Genomic DNA, 17,612 nt, shown 5'->3' with positions numbered 1-17,612 from the left:
CGGAAACGTTCATTCTAAAAACGCTGTTACGTATCAAACTCGCCATTGCATTTTTCCCGTGAACGAAGAACAGAAAAGCGGTCGTATTTTCGACTGGGTAATCCTACGTCGGCTATATGCGTTTGTTAAGCCGTACCAAACCCGATTTTTTTTGCTGATCGCCATCATTCTGCTGGCGGCCTGCTTAGCCCCTCTAACTCCACTTCTGATCCGCTATACAATTGACAATGTCATTGCTGTTGGCGACTATCAGAAACTGACCACAATGCTGGTGGTTATGATTGGCGTGCTGGTTGTACAGGCTGTTGTTCAGTTCTTTAATACGTATTTGTCGGGCTGGCTTGGCCAGTACGTTATTCGCGACATACGAACGCAGCTCTACCGGAAAATACTGAATCTACGTTTAAAATTTTTCGACAACACACCCATTGGCCGATTAGTAACCCGTTCTATATCAGACGTTGAAACGCTAGCCGACGTTTTTAGCGAAGGAATGGCCGCTATTGCCGGCGATATTCTGCAATTGATCCTCATCATTGGCGTAATGTTCTACACCGACTGGCGCCTGGCGGCTATCAGCCTGTCTACCATCCCGTTGATGCTGTTCAGTACGTATGTTTTCAAGGAAAAAATCAAGAAATCGTTCAACGAAGTACGTACTGCCGTCGCCAACCTGAACTCGTTTGTGCAGGAACATATTACGGGTATGAACATTGTCCAAATCTTCGGGAGTGAGAAAATTGAAGCCGAAAAATTTCGGGTGATCAACAATGAACACCGGGCGGCTAACATTCGCTCGATTCTTTATTACTCCATCTATTACCCTGTTGCCGATATTATTTCGGCGGTCGCCGTTGGGCTGGTCGTCTGGTACGGCGCTACGCAGATCATCCATTCCGACGTTACGTTCGGAACAGTTACAGCCTTCGTTATTTTCATCAACCTGTTTTTTCGCCCCATCCGGATGCTGGCCGACCGTTTTAATACGTTGCAGATGGGTATTGTCAGCACCGATCGCATTCTGAAACTGCTGGATAGTGACGAGTTTACGATGAACAACGGTACGCATGCACCTGCAACGCTACGTGGCGAAGTAGCATTTAATGACGTTTGGTTTGCCTACAACGATGAGAATTGGGTGCTACGTGACATTTCGTTCCGGGTGAAACCGGGCGAAACAGTGGCTTTCGTGGGTGCTACGGGTGCGGGTAAATCTTCTATAATCAATCTATTAAGCCGATTTTACGATATCAATAAAGGTGAAATCATGGTCGATGGCGTAGATGTACACAACTACGAACTCGGCCATTTACGACGGAATATTGGCGTGGTGTTGCAGGATGTTTTCCTGTTTTCGGATACCATCGAAAACAATATTACGCTGGGCGATAAAAGCATCAGTCACGAAAAAATTGTGGAAGCTGCCAAACTGGTGGGCGTTCACGAATTTATCGAGCGATTGCCGGGTGGTTACCAGTACAACGTAATGGAACGCGGTTCAACGCTTTCGGTAGGGCAACGGCAGCTGATTTCATTTGTACGGGCAATGGTGCAGGACCCCAAAATCATCGTGCTGGACGAAGCTACGTCGTCTGTTGATACCGAAACGGAAGAGATGATTCAGAATGCTATCAGTAAATTGATGAAGGGACGTACCGCCATCGTAATTGCCCACCGGCTCAGCACTATCCAGAAGGCAAACAATATTATTGTGGTCGACAAAGGACGTATCGTTGAGCAGGGCACGCACGAAGAACTGCTTCAGCATGAGGGCTCTTATGCCAATTTGTACCGCATGCAGTATAAGGAAATGGCTTAATCCACTTCTGATTTTCTGCACGCAAAAAGTCCCACTCGTTTTAAGGTAGATAAATCAATTAGCCCTAATTCGGCCTGCCGTTGAGCAGACCAGATTAGGGCTAATTAAATTTTATCGAAATATCAGGTAACTACGCATTTTTGCGGAACGAAGGAGAAGATTTTGCTACGCTGTAGACAAGTCTGGCAGTCAGGCGTGCTACGTTCAGGAGCGCAGATTTTCTTCTTCATCTTCAGGTCCCGCGCCAGTGGTCCCCTCCGTAATGACTTTGTGGCCCGATACGTTTGGCTTATCGTTAGTCAGGCCCGGTGTGCTGCCATCAAGCGCATAGGCAATGGAATCGGCTAGTTTATCAGACGGCAGTTGTTCTACATCAGGCTGGGCCAAAGCATCCGCATGATCGGCTGGTTTCGGATACTGTTCGCCGTTTTGCTGATTAATCACTTCTTCATCGGCATTCGGATCGTTTTCCATACCAGTCGGTACCTGGCTCGAATTAGTACCCGTCGTTTCGCTGGAATCAGGCATGTAGTATCGCATGGTTGTGATGAGCTGGATTCTCATCTATAACTTATGGATTGGGCGTGCTGTTCAAAGATTCCATACATGCCCTCTAAGTCTTCCGGCAAAACACTGGACAAATTTCGATTGCTTACTCTTCGTCGAGTTTTTTTACCAGCATTTTATCGATCCGGCTTTTGTCCATGTCCATAATTTCGAACTGGTATTTATGCCAGACAAACGTTTCGCCCGCTTTCGGAATATCTTTTAGAATGTGAAGCGCAAAGCCACCCAACGTATCAAAACCCGTCAGTTCACGGCGAGTTTGGGCATTGATGGTGATGGAGAAATGAGAGAGAAAATCCTCAAAAGGCAATTGAGCATCGATCAGGAAGCTGCCGTCTTCGCGTTCGCGGATTTCGTAATCGGAATCTACATCATCATTAATATCGCCAACCAGTACGTCCAGAATGTCGTTGAGCGTGATAACTCCTAACACTCCTCCGTATTCATCAACAATAACTCCAACGTACTGTCTCCGTTCGCGAAACCGTTCCAGCACCTGGTAGGCCCGGTTATTTTCGGGAACAAACAAGGCATCGCGTTTAATGTCGTTCAGGCGCAGGAGTTCCTCATCCAGGTTTTTTCCCAGAAAATCTTTGGAGTAAATCAGACCCACTACCTCATCCACTCCCCCATTACAAAGTGGATAAACGGAGTGTTTGTAGTCGAGAATTTTTGCCTTGTTTTCGGCGGGTTCGTCTTCCAGATCAAGATAAACGATCTCCTGACGATTCGTCATGAGCGACGTCACTTTACGGTCGCCAAGCTGAAATACGTTCTGCACAATCTCCTGCTCAATTTCTTCAATGGCCCCGCCTGACGTACCTTCCTGAATCAGACTTTTGATTTCTTCTTCGGTTACGGCACTTTCATTGGGTTTTATATTGAGAATTTTCAGCAGCAAATCGCTCGACAATGTAAGTAAGGCAATAAAAGGCGAGGTAAGCTTTGACAACAGAATCATGGGAGCCGCCATCGTCTTGGCTATGCCCTCCGGATTGGAGAGGCCAATACGTTTCGGCACCAGCTCGCCCAATACGAGCGACAAATAAGTGAGCAGTAAGAGCACCAGCACCACCGCAATGGAATGTGCATAGGGCAGTAAAATTTCAATACGTCCCACAAACGCCTGTACGTCGTCGGTCAGTTTATCGCCCGAAAAAATACCAAGCAAAATGCCAATCAACGTAATACCGATCTGTACGGTCGACAGAAATCGGTTGGGTGAATTGGACAGATCAAGGGCTACCTGCGCCCGACGGTCACCGTTTTTGGCGGCTGTCTCCAGCTTGGACTTACGGGATGACACTAGCGCGATTTCGGACATGGAAAATACGCCGTTCAGAATCGTCAGCAAGAGAATTATGAGAAGTTCCACAAAGGAATATGATTGGACTGATGCAAAAATATAGAAACTGAAATTGTTTCCAACAGATTAACCTGCTCGACAGACCGCTGGTTTTATTACATTTACACGCTTAATCACGCATTTTGCCAATGATTGTTTTTATTAACGACCGTCCAATCAGGCTTGTCGGCCCAAAAGCGGCTACTCAACTTACAACCTCAACAGACTATCCAACCCTTTCGGACTATGACCATATCGTAGATGCTCGCCTGGAAACGCTGCGTGAAGATGCCCTCCAGGGCCATCTGCTGGTCTTGAATACAACTCCTGCAACGGTCGCAAAACTACTTTCGCTGTTTCAGAAGGCCAATGCGAATAACCTCCTGTCGATCACGCTGGGTTGTCTGGACAAGGAGGCTTGTGAAGATGCGATAAAAAAGCCCTTTAAGGTCATTAAAGCAGCCGGCGGGGTTGTTTTCAAAGGCAAAAAAATGCTTCTGATCTTCCGTCGGGGCGTCTGGGATCTGCCCAAAGGCAAACTGGACGATGGCGAGTCGTCGAAACGGGGAGCGGCCCGCGAAGTCGAAGAAGAGACCGGCGTTCGGGCGGCCATCGGCGACCGCATCTGCACAACCTGGCACACTTATACACAAAACGGCAACCGCATTCTTAAACGTACCAAATGGTATAAGATGACGTTGCTGGACGAAAGCCGAATGGCCCCCCAAACCGATGAGGACATTGAGGAACTGGCCTGGCTCGATCAGCGGGAAGCGAAACAGGCGCTCACCAATTCTTTCAGCTCCATCCGCTACGTTATTGATTCTGTCAATAAATTGGTCGATAAGTGGTAGGGGGAACTTCAGATCGTTTTTTGGGAAAGTTCACCGATTAAGCCCGGTGGTCGCGCTGAGTTCAGAAATCATCAGGTTTTAGGTTTTCGTAGTTACTTGCGAAACAATGTGGGCCATACCCTCATTTTTCGGCCATTCTGGTTATCCTTTCCTATGTAAAAGTAGTTAAGTTGTATTGCCAACGTAGCGCTGATGCAACGATTCGTACTATTGTGGTTGGCAGAAGACTAGCAATACAAATTCCCACAGAACAACTACAAACGTACTTATTCTGCCTAGTTGAATGGAAACTAAGCGCATTAATACCAGCTTTTCGGCCAGCCGTCCCGAGCGCATGATGGCAGCCGAGCCAGTAAATGAACTTCCCCGGGCCGTACTTCGACCAAATACGTATCTGTTACTTGACGGTGAATGGCAATTTATGCTGGACCCGGACGACAAGGGAATATCCGAACATTGGTACGTAAGCCATGTCTATGAAAGTACGGCGCATTGGCCTGGTTCCATCGAAGCTCATATGGCGCAGGCTAGTAAACAGACCTCACCATTGGGTTGGCAGGATCGCGTGATCGCCTGGTATGAACGGGAGTTTATGCTTCCCGACCGTAGTGAATCTTCTTTTCGCTCGTTAATACAGCTCACGTTTGGCGCCTGTGGATACGAAACCCGTGTTTGGCTAAACGGGCATTTGCTCCGTACGATTGAAGATGAAGATATTCATTTGGGGGAATACACTTCTTTTTCGTACGAACTGCCCGAAGCTTATTTACGGCCCCAAAACCGCCTGACTGTTCGGATTGCCAATACAATGGATGCCGAAATCACAAGGGGGAAACAGGAGTCTCATGTTTACAAACGAGGGGGAATCTGGTATCAGACCTATACCGGTGCCGTACGTAGCGTCTGGCTCGAAACGGTGGAGCGGAACCGGCTTCGGTCGAGAGTGGGCGTTGTGAGTGTAGTCGAAGACCAGTTGGTCCGGTTTAGCGTAATGACCCGTATTCACGACCCCGGCGACTATACGCTACGTCTTCAGGCTTTTGAAGTGCATGGCGATGAGCCTATTGCCACTTCCGATTATCCGTTACGTCTGGAGTCTGGCCAAAAACAGCAACGCGTAGTGCTGAACATGGACAATGCCCAGTTGTGGTCGCCAGATTCGCCCGTGCGATACAAACTCGTTGCGCAGCTCATTGATTCACAAGGCTATGTAGCCCAGATTGAAACCCGGTTTGGTCTGCGAAAAATTGAGGCACGCGGTCGCTATATCTACCTCAATAACGAGCCTATTTACCTCGACGGAATTTTGTATCAGCCGGGTCGTGCTACGTATGAAGAAATGCAGCGCCACATGCAGGCCATGAAAAAGCTGGGCTGTAATCTGGTACGTGTCCACATTACCGGCGTTGATCCCCGGATTTATAATCTGGCCGATAAGCTAGGTCTTCTGCTCTGGGTTGAAGTACCTAGCCCGCATAGCTCAACGGCGCAAAGTCGTCAAAATCATAAAGCAGAACTGCTACGTATGCTGGCGATGGTCAGTACGCATCCATCCGTCGTAATCTGGAGTCTTTACAATGAAGACTGGGGCGCACAAGACATCGCGACCAATCCCGAAACCCGGCAGTACATCATCGATATGTACCATTACATGCAGATCGCCTACCCGCAGTATCTGGTTGTCGATAATGATGGATGGCGACATATTTCTTTTGAAGGACGACTAAAATCGGATCTGCTGACAGCCCATCTTTATACGCCCGACCTGAACAGGTGGCGCGAACTCATCAGTCAATTGGACAAGGGCGAGCTCGATAACGTAGCAGCGTTTCCGCTCGTGGTGGGCGATCCTTTTTTTTACCGACGTCAGGTGCCTTTAGTGGTTAGTGAATGGGGCGGATTTGGTTTTGCAAACTATGGCGGCCCCGCCGAATCTGAAGACAGAGCCGAACGTATCCGACTCTTTAAGCATGAACTGCGCCAGTCTGCCATTGCCGGAGATGTTTATACTCAGGCTACCAACATCGAGGACGAACGTAATGGACTGATTGATCCGCAAACAGGTGAACTGACGGTACCCGACGGCCTGCTTAATTCCCAGGGTAACAAGCTATTATGATTACGGTTTCCCCAAACATTTTTCCAGTATCAAGTTAACCATCAACTTTATTGGTTAATGCTCTCCTCGATTTGGTAAGGCAAAAATTCGTCGATCTGCTGACCATACCGGTGAAGATCGCGAATGATGCTTGAGCTGATAGGAGCCAGATGAGGGGACGTAATGAGGAACACGGTTTCAACATCTTCGTAGATGTACCGGTTTACCTGCGATATACCGTTTTCATACTCAAAATCAGTAGTGTTTCGCAAACCACGTAGCAAAAATTTGGCGCCTACATCCCGCGCTACGTGTGCCGTCAGTCCGTCGTAACTTATCACACGTACTGCCGGATAGTCCCTAAATGCGCCTTCAATCAACCGAATCATCTGATCAAGGGGGAAGTACCGGGCTTTGTTAGCGTTACGTCCGATGCCAATCACAATCTCGTCGAATACACGTAAGCCACGTAGAACAATATCTTCGTGTCCTTTCGTGAAAGGATCAAACGAGCCGGGAAACAGGGCAATACGTTTCATGGGTGAAGAGATATAATAAATGAGCGAAAGAATAAAAGAGCGAATGAGTGAATTCCAACCGGCAGATTCGCTTATCCGCTCTTTTATTCCTTCGATCTTTCCCCCATTAATCCAAGCCCATACAGGCTTAAATAACGGTGGCTGGGTAAGTCGCTGAACTCTGACGTTAGGGACAAACCCGGAGGAGTTTGCCCAAAAGTCAGATGCGGCAGAAATTGACTCAATTCGGCATAGGCTTCGGCAAAGGGGGTAATCTCGCCGTAAAGCACTACGTGAACAGCATCGGCGGGGAGGCCGATTTCGTTAAATACGTAAAGAATATAATAGACCAGATCCTGAGAATTTTTATACCCAAAGCGGTTGCAATAATTTATTACGTTATTGCGCCGAACGATAATCGTTACAAACTCATCCTCAAAGTATAAATAAACATTATCGGGTGTAAGGGCGTATCGATTCAGATCGGCGGTAGCCTGGATGAGCGCACTGGTCTGATGCACAAAGGTTATCGGCTGGAGCGGGTACATTTCCGAAAAATAATTCGCCAGCGGATGCTCCATATTAAATATGGAAAAAAATCCCTCGCCTTTATGCAAATAAGCCTGCGCAAATTCATGGGGCGGCAAGGCTCCTCCCCGCATTAGAGCCAGATAACTGCTCGAATATTCTTTTCGATACAGCGCAGAAGGAACCAGCGTAAACGAAGGCGAATTCACGCCGATGCAAATTTCCTGCCACGGGCCCGCCGATAGTACGTGGTGTTCGTGAAATATATCGGGCAAAATACCAGTGAGCGGACGGTCGATCAGTAATGTAGGAAACGTATAGTCTTCCAGATATAAACCTTGCCCCCGCTTGTTCTGCACCATCATTCGAAACCGGTCACGACCGACTTCTAAACATAATACAGAAGAATCTGTCCGTCGTGGGTCGAACGAATCAGACGATATAATCACATTTGGCGCGAGCGTCACAGCAGTTTGCACAACAATTACAAATTAATAATGTATAATTTATAATGAATGTTGAACGAGGGTAAATGAGGCAATCATTTTACGCTCTTCTTTACTCATTATTCATTAAAATCCCGCAGGTATCCTCTCAGGCGAAACACATCGTCGAGCGAGTGGCAATAGCGAAACAACGCATGCACTTCTTCTGGCGGATAACTCTTTATTTCCTCAAAACTCATCAGCCGAACGTCTTCAATAATCTGATCGTCCAGCGCCATTTCTGGGTCAATTCCCTGATGGAGCGTGCCTCCTGTTACGTTAACTGTAAAAAACAATTCAATCGCATGAAGGGGCGACTGCATGAATTCGTTCACAAATAACATATCGCCAATTTCGACCTGCAAACCGGTTTCTTCGGCAAATTCACGAATCAACGCATCGGGCGCTTTTTCATTGAACTGAGCCCCTCCTCCAGGCGGACACCAGAACGTATCGGTTGGACCAATGCCCCGATGACGTACCATCAGCAGCCGGTCACCTTCCCGATGTAATCCACACACCCGCAATCGCAGGCGGTTACCATATAGTTTTTGCACTTCCCGACGTGGGCTGGCCTTGCGGGGTGTGTCCACGCCGGACAAATCCGCACTAGGCATCACTACGTCGGATGCGTCCGCGTCGACAGAATCCAATACTTTCGTCACAATTTTTTTAACCTTTTTTGGGACGTAAAGGTAGACAATTATGCTGTATGCCTATCAAGATGCGTGCCATACGCATGCGAATCAATAGGGGCTTCCCGAAATATAGCTCTCCAAAGAGTCGATCCGGGTTTTCTGATCGCGGATGATAGCCGATACTACGTCGTTAATGGAAATAATTCCCAACAACTCGCCACTATCCATTACAGGCAGGTGCCGAATGTGCTTATCGGACATGATGTGCATACATTCCTCCAGACTCTGTTCGGGAGCGATGGTAATAACATTGGCTGTCATTACGTCGGCAATACGGGTATCATCGGAATGCCGGTCTTTCAGAACAATTTTACGGGCGTAATCGCGCTCAGAAAAGATACCGGTCAGCACGCCTTTGTCAACAACCAGTACAGCGCCGATGTTCTTGTCGGCCATAACCCGGAGGGCCTCCAATACAGTCTGGTCCGACGAAACCGAATAGAGGGCATTAATCTTTTTGCTGAGGAGAATCTGACGAATGTTCATAAGGGTCGAAGGATTTAAGTGGAGGGTGAATATAATGAAAAAGCTGTTTGGGGCAAAGGGCGCAGGACGTGGGGTAAAAAAAGTTTATTTTCTGCTCTTATCCACTGACCTGCGCTCTTTGCCCTCTGCTCGTTTTTTCGTATCTTTAAGCATATGAATGAAACGCAGACGGCCGCTCATTTGATGGCCAAACGATTCCCATTTAAGCCCACTCCAGGTCAGGAGCAGTTCTTCGAACAAATAGGTGCGTTCATCACTCCCGAAGAAATCGAGCACTACCGCGATTGCTTTTTGCTACGTGGTTACGCTGGTACGGGTAAAACTACTCTGGTTGGTACGTTGATTAAAATACTTCCGCGTTTTGGCTTCAAATCTGTGCTCCTGGCCCCCACTGGCCGGGCTGCGAAAGTGATGAACAGCTACGCAAAAAAACCAGCCCAAACGATCCACCGAAAAATTTACCGTCAGGTAGCCGACCCGGGTTCGGGCGTACTGGCTTTTCAACGCCAGAAAAATTATCATGAAAATACCCTGTTCATTGTCGACGAAGCCTCGATGATTTCGGACGAAGCCGATTTTGGCGGCAAAGGACTTCTGACCGATTTGATCGATTTTGTCTTTGAAAATCCGGGTAACAAACTGATGCTGGTAGGCGATACGGCTCAGTTGCCACCAGTAGGACGTGAGCTAAGCCCGGCGCTGGACCGGGGCTTTCTGGCCAGCTCTTTCGGCATGAAGGTATATGAACAGGAGTTGACCGAAGTGATGCGGCAAGATGAAGAATCGGGCATTCTTTATAACGCAACTAACCTGCGCATGCTGCTGGATTCGGATATGGCGCCCACCCCCAGATCAGTTGGTTTTGACGCTCTATTGACCGATAAATACACGCCTGAGCCCAGCGATATTCCCGATATCCGGCTCAACGTCCGCTCATTCAACGACATTTATAAAATGCCGCTGACCAAGTTGGAAGATGGCATCCGCTACGCCTACGATAAATACGGTCGGGAAAATACAGCCATTATCTGCCGTTCTAACAAAACAGCGGTTCAATACAACCAGTTTGTTCGGCGGATGATTGACCAATGCGAAGAGGAGCTCGACGCGGGCGATATGCTGATGATTGCCCGAAACAACTACACTATTCTCGACGAAGATTCGGCAGCGGGTTTTCTGGCGAATGGTGAATTTGTGGAAGTTCAGAAAATACGTAACAAGGAAGAAATGCACGGTTTTCGGTTCGCTACCGTTACGTTGCGCCTGGTTGATTATGAAGATCAGCCCGATTTCGAAGCAAAAATCATACTCGATACATTATATTCGCCCAATCCATCGCTTAACTCTGAGCAGTATAAAGCACTGTATGAGAGCGTAATGAAAGATTATTTTTACATTAAGAGTAAGAAAGAACGTACTGAAGCCATCCGACGTGACCCTTACTTGAACGCCCTCCAAGTGAAGTTTGCTTACGCACTTACGTGTCATAAAGCGCAGGGTGGTCAGTGGAGCGCCGTATTTGTGGATCAAGGCTTTTTACCCGATGGGCAGGTAAATGATGAATTTGTGCGGTGGTTATACACAGCCCTGACCCGCGCTACCGACGAAGCCTTTCTGATGAATTTTAATTCGCAGTTTTTTCAATAATCTAGTTAGAAGAAGCGCAAAGACGGCCCGAAATTATGCTGAGATTTTCAAAATCTTTCTCAGCATAATTTCGGGCCGTCTTTTTGATTTTCTGTAGCTTAACTCATTGAAAAGTAGCTAGCAAGTACTTCAGGTCGAAACGCTTTGTACAAAAACGGTGTGGATAGAAGCAGAACAATATCTTTCTGCGAGACAGATTCAATCACGAACAGATGTGAATAGAAAGTCTGGTTACGACAAATATGATATTTTTCGAGAAACTAGACGCGTTACCGTTTTTCGTTTATCTTTCCGTTCTGTTTCGTTTTTCTTTCGGTTCAATTTCGTTCAAATTCCGCTTTTTATTGGCATGGAAAAAGTAAGTAAATCCATTACTGAAATCGAGATGCAAACCTTACGTGAAGGGATAAAGCGTAAATACAAGCTCTATCAGCAAATAGACCGGGACCGATTTCCCGAATTTGAGTACAATACCAGTCGAGCAAACTACAAACCACTTCGGGATTCTTTTGAGGAAGAACTCTTTAAATCACTTGGCTTGGATCCATCTTCGCATGCGATTCACATCCCAAGTACGAATACCCTGGCGCTCCTTTTCACTGAGGACGATTATGTTCCCAGCAAGAAGTTACTTGAAACCTGTAAACTGTATGCTGCCCGCAGAGAGTTCAATGAAGTAACCCGTAAACCCGATGATGTCACGAAGCTAGTAGGAGAAAAAGCAATATCAATTTCACTCAGACGGCTGGCCATTGGAATTGCGCTTTTGATAGGTCTGGTTTTTCTTTTCTACATCGGTAGGCAATTTGCTACGTCGGCCCCCAGCAATTTGGTTATCACTCAGCCACTTACTAAAAGCACCGTTCCTGTGGAACTGGTTGTCAAAGGTTCTGTATCGAATGCGGAGACGGTGTGGCTTGCTGTTCGCTACGAAAAAGGAAAAGATTACTGGATACAGCCCCAAATTAAGGTTCAGCATGATGGAACCTGGATAGGTGTGATTTATGCAGGTGCTGAGGGTAGCGACCATGCCGGACTGACGTATCAAATACGAGCTTTCGTTAACCCTGTTGATGAGTTAAAAAGCGGACAGATTTATCATTCTTGGCCAGAAGCAGAACTTCGCTCGGCAATAGTGGAAGTCATTCGAAAATAACAAATCGATTTAGCCAACTGTTATTTTTACGCTTATTCACACTATGATGGAAAACAAAGACAGCCTCATAACTATAGATGAAGTACGAAGCTTGCGTGAGGGAATCAAAACTAAATATAATACGTATCACAAAAGCAATAGCGACCGGTTTCCACCCATCGAGTACAATACAAACCGGGGCAATTATGAACCGCTTCGGCAGTCCTTCGACGAGGAATTTTACGTACATAGGGGAATAGATCGGTTCAATAACAACCTACATATTCCAAGTACAAATACCCTGGCGCTCCTCTTCACAGATGACAATTATCTGCCAGGCAAGAAAATTCTAAATACCTGTCGCTCCTACGCTGAAGGAAAATCGACTTTAACTCAGGTTTATATAGACCAGCCTGAAACTCAGAACGAAAGCCCCGCTACAACTAAAAATCGTTGGTTATTCATAGGCAGTCTTATCCTTTTGGCAGGGTTTGTTGTTTATGGATTAGTCAGGTACTTATTCTATCCATCATCGCCGAGTAACTTGCTCATCCATAAACCGATTCATGGAGAAACTGTACCTCGTATAGTAGCTATCGAAGGCAACGTATCAAACGCCGATTCAGTTTGGGTCGTTATCCACCCAATTAGTTGGAACAGAAGCTACGATCCAGATGGAGGCTGGAATAAATATTTCATTCAGGCACCCGTTAGAGTTGAAAGCAACGGAACCTGGAAATGTGTACTTTACGTTGGCAGCACCAATCCGGGAGAAGCTGGCGTTAAATGGCAGATTCGGGCATTTGTCAATCCAGAGCAGGCATATAAATCATTGTATACTACATCAGATTTATACCATCAGTGGCCCAAAGCCCAATTATCAACCGAAGCAGTTGAAATAACCAGAGGCCCTAAAAACGAATAACATAGTGCTATGACAATCGAATGGTTTGTGAGTGCCTGTATCGGCGTCGGATTGGCGGCCTGCTGTGGTTTTCGGGTATTTGTGCCCTTATTGATTGCCAGTATTGCCACTAAACTAGGCATAATTGGCACCGTATCGGGTTATGAATGGATTAACGGCTGGCCCGTTTTACTGGGCCTTTCCGTCGCAACTATATTCGAGCTGGGTGCGTATTACATTCCCTGGCTCGACAATCTACTCGATGCAATAGCAACACCGGCCTCCATCATTGCCGGTACGTTACTCAGCACGTCGTTTCTGCATATTGATGACGACGTACTACGTTGGGGGCTTGGCCTGATGCTGGGAGGAAGTTCGGCGGGAATTATTCAGGCAGGAACCAGTCTGCTACGTTTAGGTTCGACGGCTACGACGGGCGGAACGGCCAATCCAGTGATCGCTACGGGCGAGAACGTAGCATCAGTAGGGCTATCGCTCTTCACGATTTTTCTACCCCTAATTGCCATTGTACTCATTTTCGTAGTATTATTTTTCGTCCTGAGCCGATTAATTGCCAAGCGGAAAATATGGTTTTCGAAGCCATCCAAACAAGCGGGCGGCTCCATTTCGCAGATACCACGTAGCAACAACGGTCGGCACTAAAAAGAGCGCTGGATCAGGTAAACACCTGATCCAGCGCTCTTTTTATACTTCAATTTATCGATTACAACTTAGCAACCGTCCGGCGAACGAAGGCAGTCAGATCAGCACCAGTCAACATATTTTGCGACAAAAGCGCCAGGTCATAAACCTGTTTCACCAGCGATTTCTGTACGTCGGTATCCGTTTCTTCCAAAATTTTGGCGGTCAGCGGGTGGTTGGCATTTACCGCTACGTTATAGCTAACCGGGAAGTTGCCATAAAACGAGCTCTCACCCGATAAAGCCGACATATCTTTCATCCGACGCATAAACTCCGGCATCGTAATCGTCACCGGAAGCTCATCGGTAGGCATGGCTTCAACACTGACGTTCAGCATTTTATTATCCAGTACCTGATCGAAAACTTCCTTCAGTTTTTTCTGATCATCTTCCGACAGTACGCTCTCATTACTCAGTCCTTTGTCGATGAGTTTATCTAACGTATCAGCATCGACGCGCACGAAATGGACTTTCTCCAGTTTCTGCTCAAGCGCGTTAATGAAGTGTGCATCGATGACGTTGTCCATCTGCAATACGTCGTAACCGCGCCGACGAGCCGATTCAATGTAGGCATCCTGCTGCTTACGGTCGGTAGTGTAGAGCATTACAACCATCTCGTTTTTGTCGGTCTGGTTAGCCTGTATTTTCTCGCGATACTCGTCCAACGTAGCAAATTCGCCTTCGGTATTTTTCAGCAGTACGAAATTCTTGGCTTTCTCCCAGAATTTATCATCACTCAGAATACCGTATTTAATAAACAGTCCGATATCGTCGAATTTCTCTTCGAACGCTTTGCGGTCGGCGTTGAACAGTTCGTTGAGTTTATCAGCTACTTTCCGAGTGATATACCCATTGATTTTCTTTACGTTAGAGTCGGCCTGAAGGAAGCTCCGTGATACGTTCAGCGGTATATCCGGCGAGTCGATTACGCCGTGCAGCATCATCAGGAAGTCGGGCACTACGTCCTTCACCTCATCGGTAATGAATACCTGACGGCTATAAAGCTGGATTTTCTCGCGCTGAAAACGCAGTTCGTTTTTGATTCGTGGAAAATACAGAATACCGGTCAGATTGAACGGATAATCGACATTCAGATGAATCCAGAAGAGCGGCTCTTCACTCATTGGATACAGCTCACGGTAGAAATTCTTATAATCTTCGTCGGTCAGTTCTGACGGCGCTTTCGTCCAAATTGGCGACGTATTATTTACCGTCTTTCCATCAAATTCAACGGCTATCGGCAGGAATCGGGCGTATTTGTCAAGAATACCTTGCAAACGGCCTTTATTTAAAAACTCTTCTGAATCGGGTGCGATGTGCAGAATAATATCGGTGCCACGTTCGCTCCGTTCGGCAGGCGAAATTTCGAATTCGGTCGAACCATCACATGTCCAGCGAACGGCCTCAGCCCCATCACGATACGATTTCGAGACAATTTCAACCGTCGACGCCACCATGAACGCCGAATAGAAGCCCAGGCCAAAATGACCGATAATCTGGCCTTTGTCATCGGTTTTGTCTTTGTATTTTTCTAGAAAATCAGACGCACCGGAGAAGGCAATCTGGTTGATGTATTTTTTTATTTCGTCGGCGTTCATGCCGATACCGTTATCACTGACGGTAATTGTTTTGGCTTCTTCGTCGAGCGAAACGGTAACTTTCAGATCACCCAGTTCACCGCCAAATTCGCCAAATGACGAAAGCTGGCGCAATTTCTGCGTAGCATCGACGGCGTTGGAGACTAATTCGCGCAGAAAAATCTCGTGATCGGAATACAAGAATTTTTTAATGATCGGGAAGATGTTCTCTGTGTGGATCGAAATCTGTCCTTTTTCGTTTTGTAGGGTTTCCATAGTTTACTGTTAGATGGCTACTTGATTACCTAAACGGCGCCCTTCAAATCTTGTTCCAGTACGTTCCTGGCTGACAGATTGACAGTTTTCATTTTCTGGTATTGTTACAACCTTTTATACTGTTTTTAGATCTGGATAAAACTAAGTTAATGGCTGGCTGAAGCATAGGCCTTCAGCAACTATTGACAATGAGCCCTAAACGTAGTATTCATGCATAAAATACAATAAGCTATGAAAACCACTATTCTTTGTCTGTTAGTTATTCTGCTAAGTTGCCAGCGCAACGAAATAGACAATCGAGTACGTACTGAAGCTGCTTATATATCAGACAGTTCTGTCATTGCTGACGGTTGCGAAGATCACGTTCGCCTGGAAAAGACTGACTCAACTGGTAATAGTACTCCCTATAAACCTACCGCTGCTACGTTGGCTATCTACCGCAAAGCACTGGCAACTATTCCACCAAAAGCAAACAGTTTTGAACGCAACGTAGTAGTTCGGTTTATCGAAACAGGCAAACAGGTAGAGTTGCTTTGTGGCTGGGGGTATAAACCTATAGTAGGTGAAATTGAGATTCTGGAAATCAAAGCGCGTTGATCGTCTGCTGAACACACACGAAAATTTGGTTGTTACGTTCGCGTATGACTTCGCCAACTTACACGGATATTTCCCTCCCAGAACTCGAAACGCTACGTTTAAAACCCAACACGGCTGTCATTGATGTGCGGGACGAGTGGGAATTTGAAGAATTTAATATTGGTGGTTTAAATATTCCACTACCCGACATCCGCGCCCGAAAAGCTGAACTCCTCCCCTACGATACATTACTGATGATTTGTACGAACGGAGTACGTAGCAAGGTTGCCGCCAAAGATTTATTACGGCAACCTGAGCTTCGGGAGAAAACCATTTATCATTTACATGGAGGCATCATTGAAGATGTATGATATATAAAGTATAATGTAGTTCTAAGCAATACATCATACTTTATATATCATACATTGCTACTTACGTCACGATGGTAAAGCCCGGTTTGGCGGCCTGCTTCTCGACGGGAGGCAAATAAATCTGTAGAATATCGTGTACGTTGACCCGAATTAACTGGCTTAATTGATTCAGTGGCAGATTATTACGTTCCAGTCCGAAAGGTTCTTCGATTTCTTCGCCAATCATTTCTAACCCAACCAATACGTAAGAAGTCAGCAATACTGCCGGAATGGTCAAATAGCCAAATGCCGTGACGATCGTAAACGGCAACAAGGCTACATAGAGCATGATGAACAGCTTGATGAAAAGCATGTACGAGAACGGGATTGGCGTACTTTTAATACGTTCGCAAATACCGCATACGTCCATCAGGCTGGTTAAGTACTGGTTCAGGTTAATATGCTGTGATTCAGATATAATTCCCTTACGATATAAACTCTCCGTTTTCACCCAAAGCTGATTTGATACGCCCGCCGGTTTATGATCGAAGTTGCTCAAATCACGACGCTCGCCTTCCTCAACCATGTCCAACTCTCGCATATCGCTTATACCACGCAGGTGATTTTTGAGTGCAAATGGGAAATTGGCAATCGACTTGGCAAAAAACGCGCGGCTATCCTGATCGCCCTGGGGCAAAACTGAATTAAAAAAAATAGCCAGATTCCGGCAGTTATTCACCAATACGCCCCACGCCTGCCGCCCTTCGTAAAAACGGTCATAGGCTGTATTTGTCCGGAAAATCAGCAGAAGGCTCAATAAGATACCCATTGCTCCAAGAAATGAACTTGGAGTATCTTTTAAAATAAGGTCGGTGTAATGCATTTCGGCTACGGTAACGACCGTTACGTAGATGGCCACAACAACCAGTCGACGTAATAGCCCTTTTGCCGTGGGTCCTGTGTGGAAATGCCAAATGGAAGGAAGAATGCCTTTATTCTTGTAGAGAATCATTGTTTGGTATTACGTAGTGATTAGCAATCAAGTTGC

General features: G+C 46.5%; 17 protein-coding genes. 9 read left to right on the top strand and 8 right to left on the bottom strand.

Annotation, left to right across the window (positions count from 1 at the left end; translation table 11 throughout):
• The first annotated feature begins 58 nt into the window (after window positions 1-58).
• Window positions 59-1,819 carry an ABC transporter ATP-binding protein gene (locus ACYVF1_RS28265; RefSeq protein ID WP_461085325.1) on the top strand — a complete coding sequence of 587 codons (1,761 nt, stop codon included), beginning with the start codon at window positions 59-61 and terminating at the stop codon, window positions 1,817-1,819.
• 204 nt (window positions 1,820-2,023) lie between these two features.
• Here the strand turns inward: ACYVF1_RS28265 and ACYVF1_RS28260 are convergent, their stop codons facing one another.
• Window positions 2,024-2,359: a hypothetical protein gene (locus ACYVF1_RS28260; RefSeq protein WP_461085323.1), complete on the bottom strand. Its 336-nt coding sequence runs from the start codon at window positions 2,357-2,359 to the stop codon at window positions 2,024-2,026.
• A 112-nt stretch (window positions 2,360-2,471) separates the two neighbouring features.
• Complete coding sequence (locus ACYVF1_RS28255; protein WP_461085321.1) at window positions 2,472-3,761, bottom strand: hemolysin family protein; 1,290 nt, start codon at window positions 3,759-3,761, stop codon at window positions 2,472-2,474.
• Window positions 3,762-3,880: 119 nt separating this feature from the next.
• On the opposite strand from ACYVF1_RS28255, the gene ACYVF1_RS28250 reads away from it, so the two are divergent.
• Both ACYVF1_RS28250 and ACYVF1_RS28245 read left to right on the top strand, forming a co-directional pair.
• Window positions 3,881-4,585 (top strand): NUDIX hydrolase, encoded by a 705-nt coding sequence (locus ACYVF1_RS28250; protein ID WP_461085319.1) that lies wholly within the window; start codon window positions 3,881-3,883, stop codon window positions 4,583-4,585.
• A gap of 283 nt (window positions 4,586-4,868) precedes the next feature.
• Window positions 4,869-6,704, top strand: coding sequence for a sugar-binding domain-containing protein (locus ACYVF1_RS28245; RefSeq protein ID WP_461085317.1), 1,836 nt, complete (start codon window positions 4,869-4,871; stop codon window positions 6,702-6,704).
• 47 nt (window positions 6,705-6,751) lie between these two features.
• Here the strand turns inward: ACYVF1_RS28245 and coaD are convergent, their stop codons facing one another.
• The 4 genes from coaD to ACYVF1_RS28225 all read right to left on the bottom strand — a co-directional run bounded on the left by coaD (window position 6,752) and on the right by ACYVF1_RS28225 (window position 9,398).
• The gene (coaD, locus tag ACYVF1_RS28240) at window positions 6,752-7,222 is read right to left on the bottom strand and encodes a pantetheine-phosphate adenylyltransferase (protein ID WP_461085315.1); all 471 of its coding nucleotides are present in this window, start codon (window positions 7,220-7,222) and stop codon (window positions 6,752-6,754) included.
• Window positions 7,223-7,305: 83 nt separating this feature from the next.
• Window positions 7,306-8,208, bottom strand: coding sequence for a DUF3822 family protein (locus ACYVF1_RS28235; RefSeq protein ID WP_461085313.1), 903 nt, complete (start codon window positions 8,206-8,208; stop codon window positions 7,306-7,308).
• A gap of 86 nt (window positions 8,209-8,294) precedes the next feature.
• Window positions 8,295-8,831 carry an NUDIX domain-containing protein gene (locus ACYVF1_RS28230; RefSeq protein ID WP_461085433.1) on the bottom strand — a complete coding sequence of 179 codons (537 nt, stop codon included), beginning with the start codon at window positions 8,829-8,831 and terminating at the stop codon, window positions 8,295-8,297.
• A 129-nt stretch (window positions 8,832-8,960) separates the two neighbouring features.
• Window positions 8,961-9,398: a CBS domain-containing protein gene (locus ACYVF1_RS28225; protein WP_461085311.1), complete on the bottom strand. Its 438-nt coding sequence runs from the start codon at window positions 9,396-9,398 to the stop codon at window positions 8,961-8,963.
• A gap of 153 nt (window positions 9,399-9,551) precedes the next feature.
• Between ACYVF1_RS28225 and ACYVF1_RS28220 the strand changes: the two genes are divergently transcribed.
• The 4 genes from ACYVF1_RS28220 (at window position 9,552) to ACYVF1_RS28205 (ending at window position 13,747) form a co-directional block, all read left to right on the top strand.
• The gene (locus ACYVF1_RS28220; protein WP_461085310.1) at window positions 9,552-11,045 is read left to right on the top strand and encodes an ATP-dependent DNA helicase; all 1,494 of its coding nucleotides are present in this window, start codon (window positions 9,552-9,554) and stop codon (window positions 11,043-11,045) included.
• Window positions 11,046-11,202: 157 nt separating this feature from the next.
• Complete coding sequence (locus ACYVF1_RS28215; RefSeq protein WP_461085308.1) at window positions 11,203-12,201, top strand: hypothetical protein; 999 nt, start codon at window positions 11,203-11,205, stop codon at window positions 12,199-12,201.
• Window positions 12,202-12,244: 43 nt separating this feature from the next.
• Window positions 12,245-13,105: a hypothetical protein gene (locus tag ACYVF1_RS28210; RefSeq protein ID WP_461085306.1), complete on the top strand. Its 861-nt coding sequence runs from the start codon at window positions 12,245-12,247 to the stop codon at window positions 13,103-13,105.
• Between the two features lie 9 nt (window positions 13,106-13,114).
• Entirely contained in the window at window positions 13,115-13,747 is a 633-nt protein-coding gene (locus ACYVF1_RS28205; RefSeq protein ID WP_461085304.1) for a DUF4126 domain-containing protein, read from the top strand.
• Window positions 13,748-13,808: 61 nt separating this feature from the next.
• On the opposite strand, the gene htpG is transcribed toward ACYVF1_RS28205, so the two are convergent.
• On the bottom strand, window positions 13,809-15,638 hold the full coding sequence (gene htpG / locus ACYVF1_RS28200; RefSeq protein WP_461085302.1) for a molecular chaperone HtpG: 1,830 nt from the start codon (window positions 15,636-15,638) through the stop codon (window positions 13,809-13,811).
• 231 nt (window positions 15,639-15,869) lie between these two features.
• Here htpG and ACYVF1_RS28195 point away from each other — a divergent pair, with 231 nt between their 5' ends.
• A complete protein-coding gene (locus tag ACYVF1_RS28195) occupies window positions 15,870-16,235 on the top strand; it encodes a hypothetical protein (RefSeq protein WP_461085300.1) in 366 nt (121 codons plus the stop codon).
• 44 nt (window positions 16,236-16,279) lie between these two features.
• On the top strand, window positions 16,280-16,585 hold the full coding sequence (locus tag ACYVF1_RS28190) for a rhodanese-like domain-containing protein (RefSeq protein ID WP_461085298.1): 306 nt from the start codon (window positions 16,280-16,282) through the stop codon (window positions 16,583-16,585).
• Window positions 16,586-16,646: 61 nt separating this feature from the next.
• Here ACYVF1_RS28190 and ACYVF1_RS28185 read toward each other — a convergent pair whose 3' ends face one another.
• Window positions 16,647-17,576 (bottom strand): bestrophin family protein, encoded by a 930-nt coding sequence (locus ACYVF1_RS28185; RefSeq protein WP_461085296.1) that lies wholly within the window; start codon window positions 17,574-17,576, stop codon window positions 16,647-16,649.
• Between the last annotated feature and the right edge of the window lie 36 nt (window positions 17,577-17,612).

The sequence above is a fragment of the Spirosoma flavus genome (genome assembly GCF_054778555.1).
The sequence above is the reverse complement of the archived record's forward strand: the minus strand, read 5'-3'. Positions and strand labels throughout refer to the sequence as shown.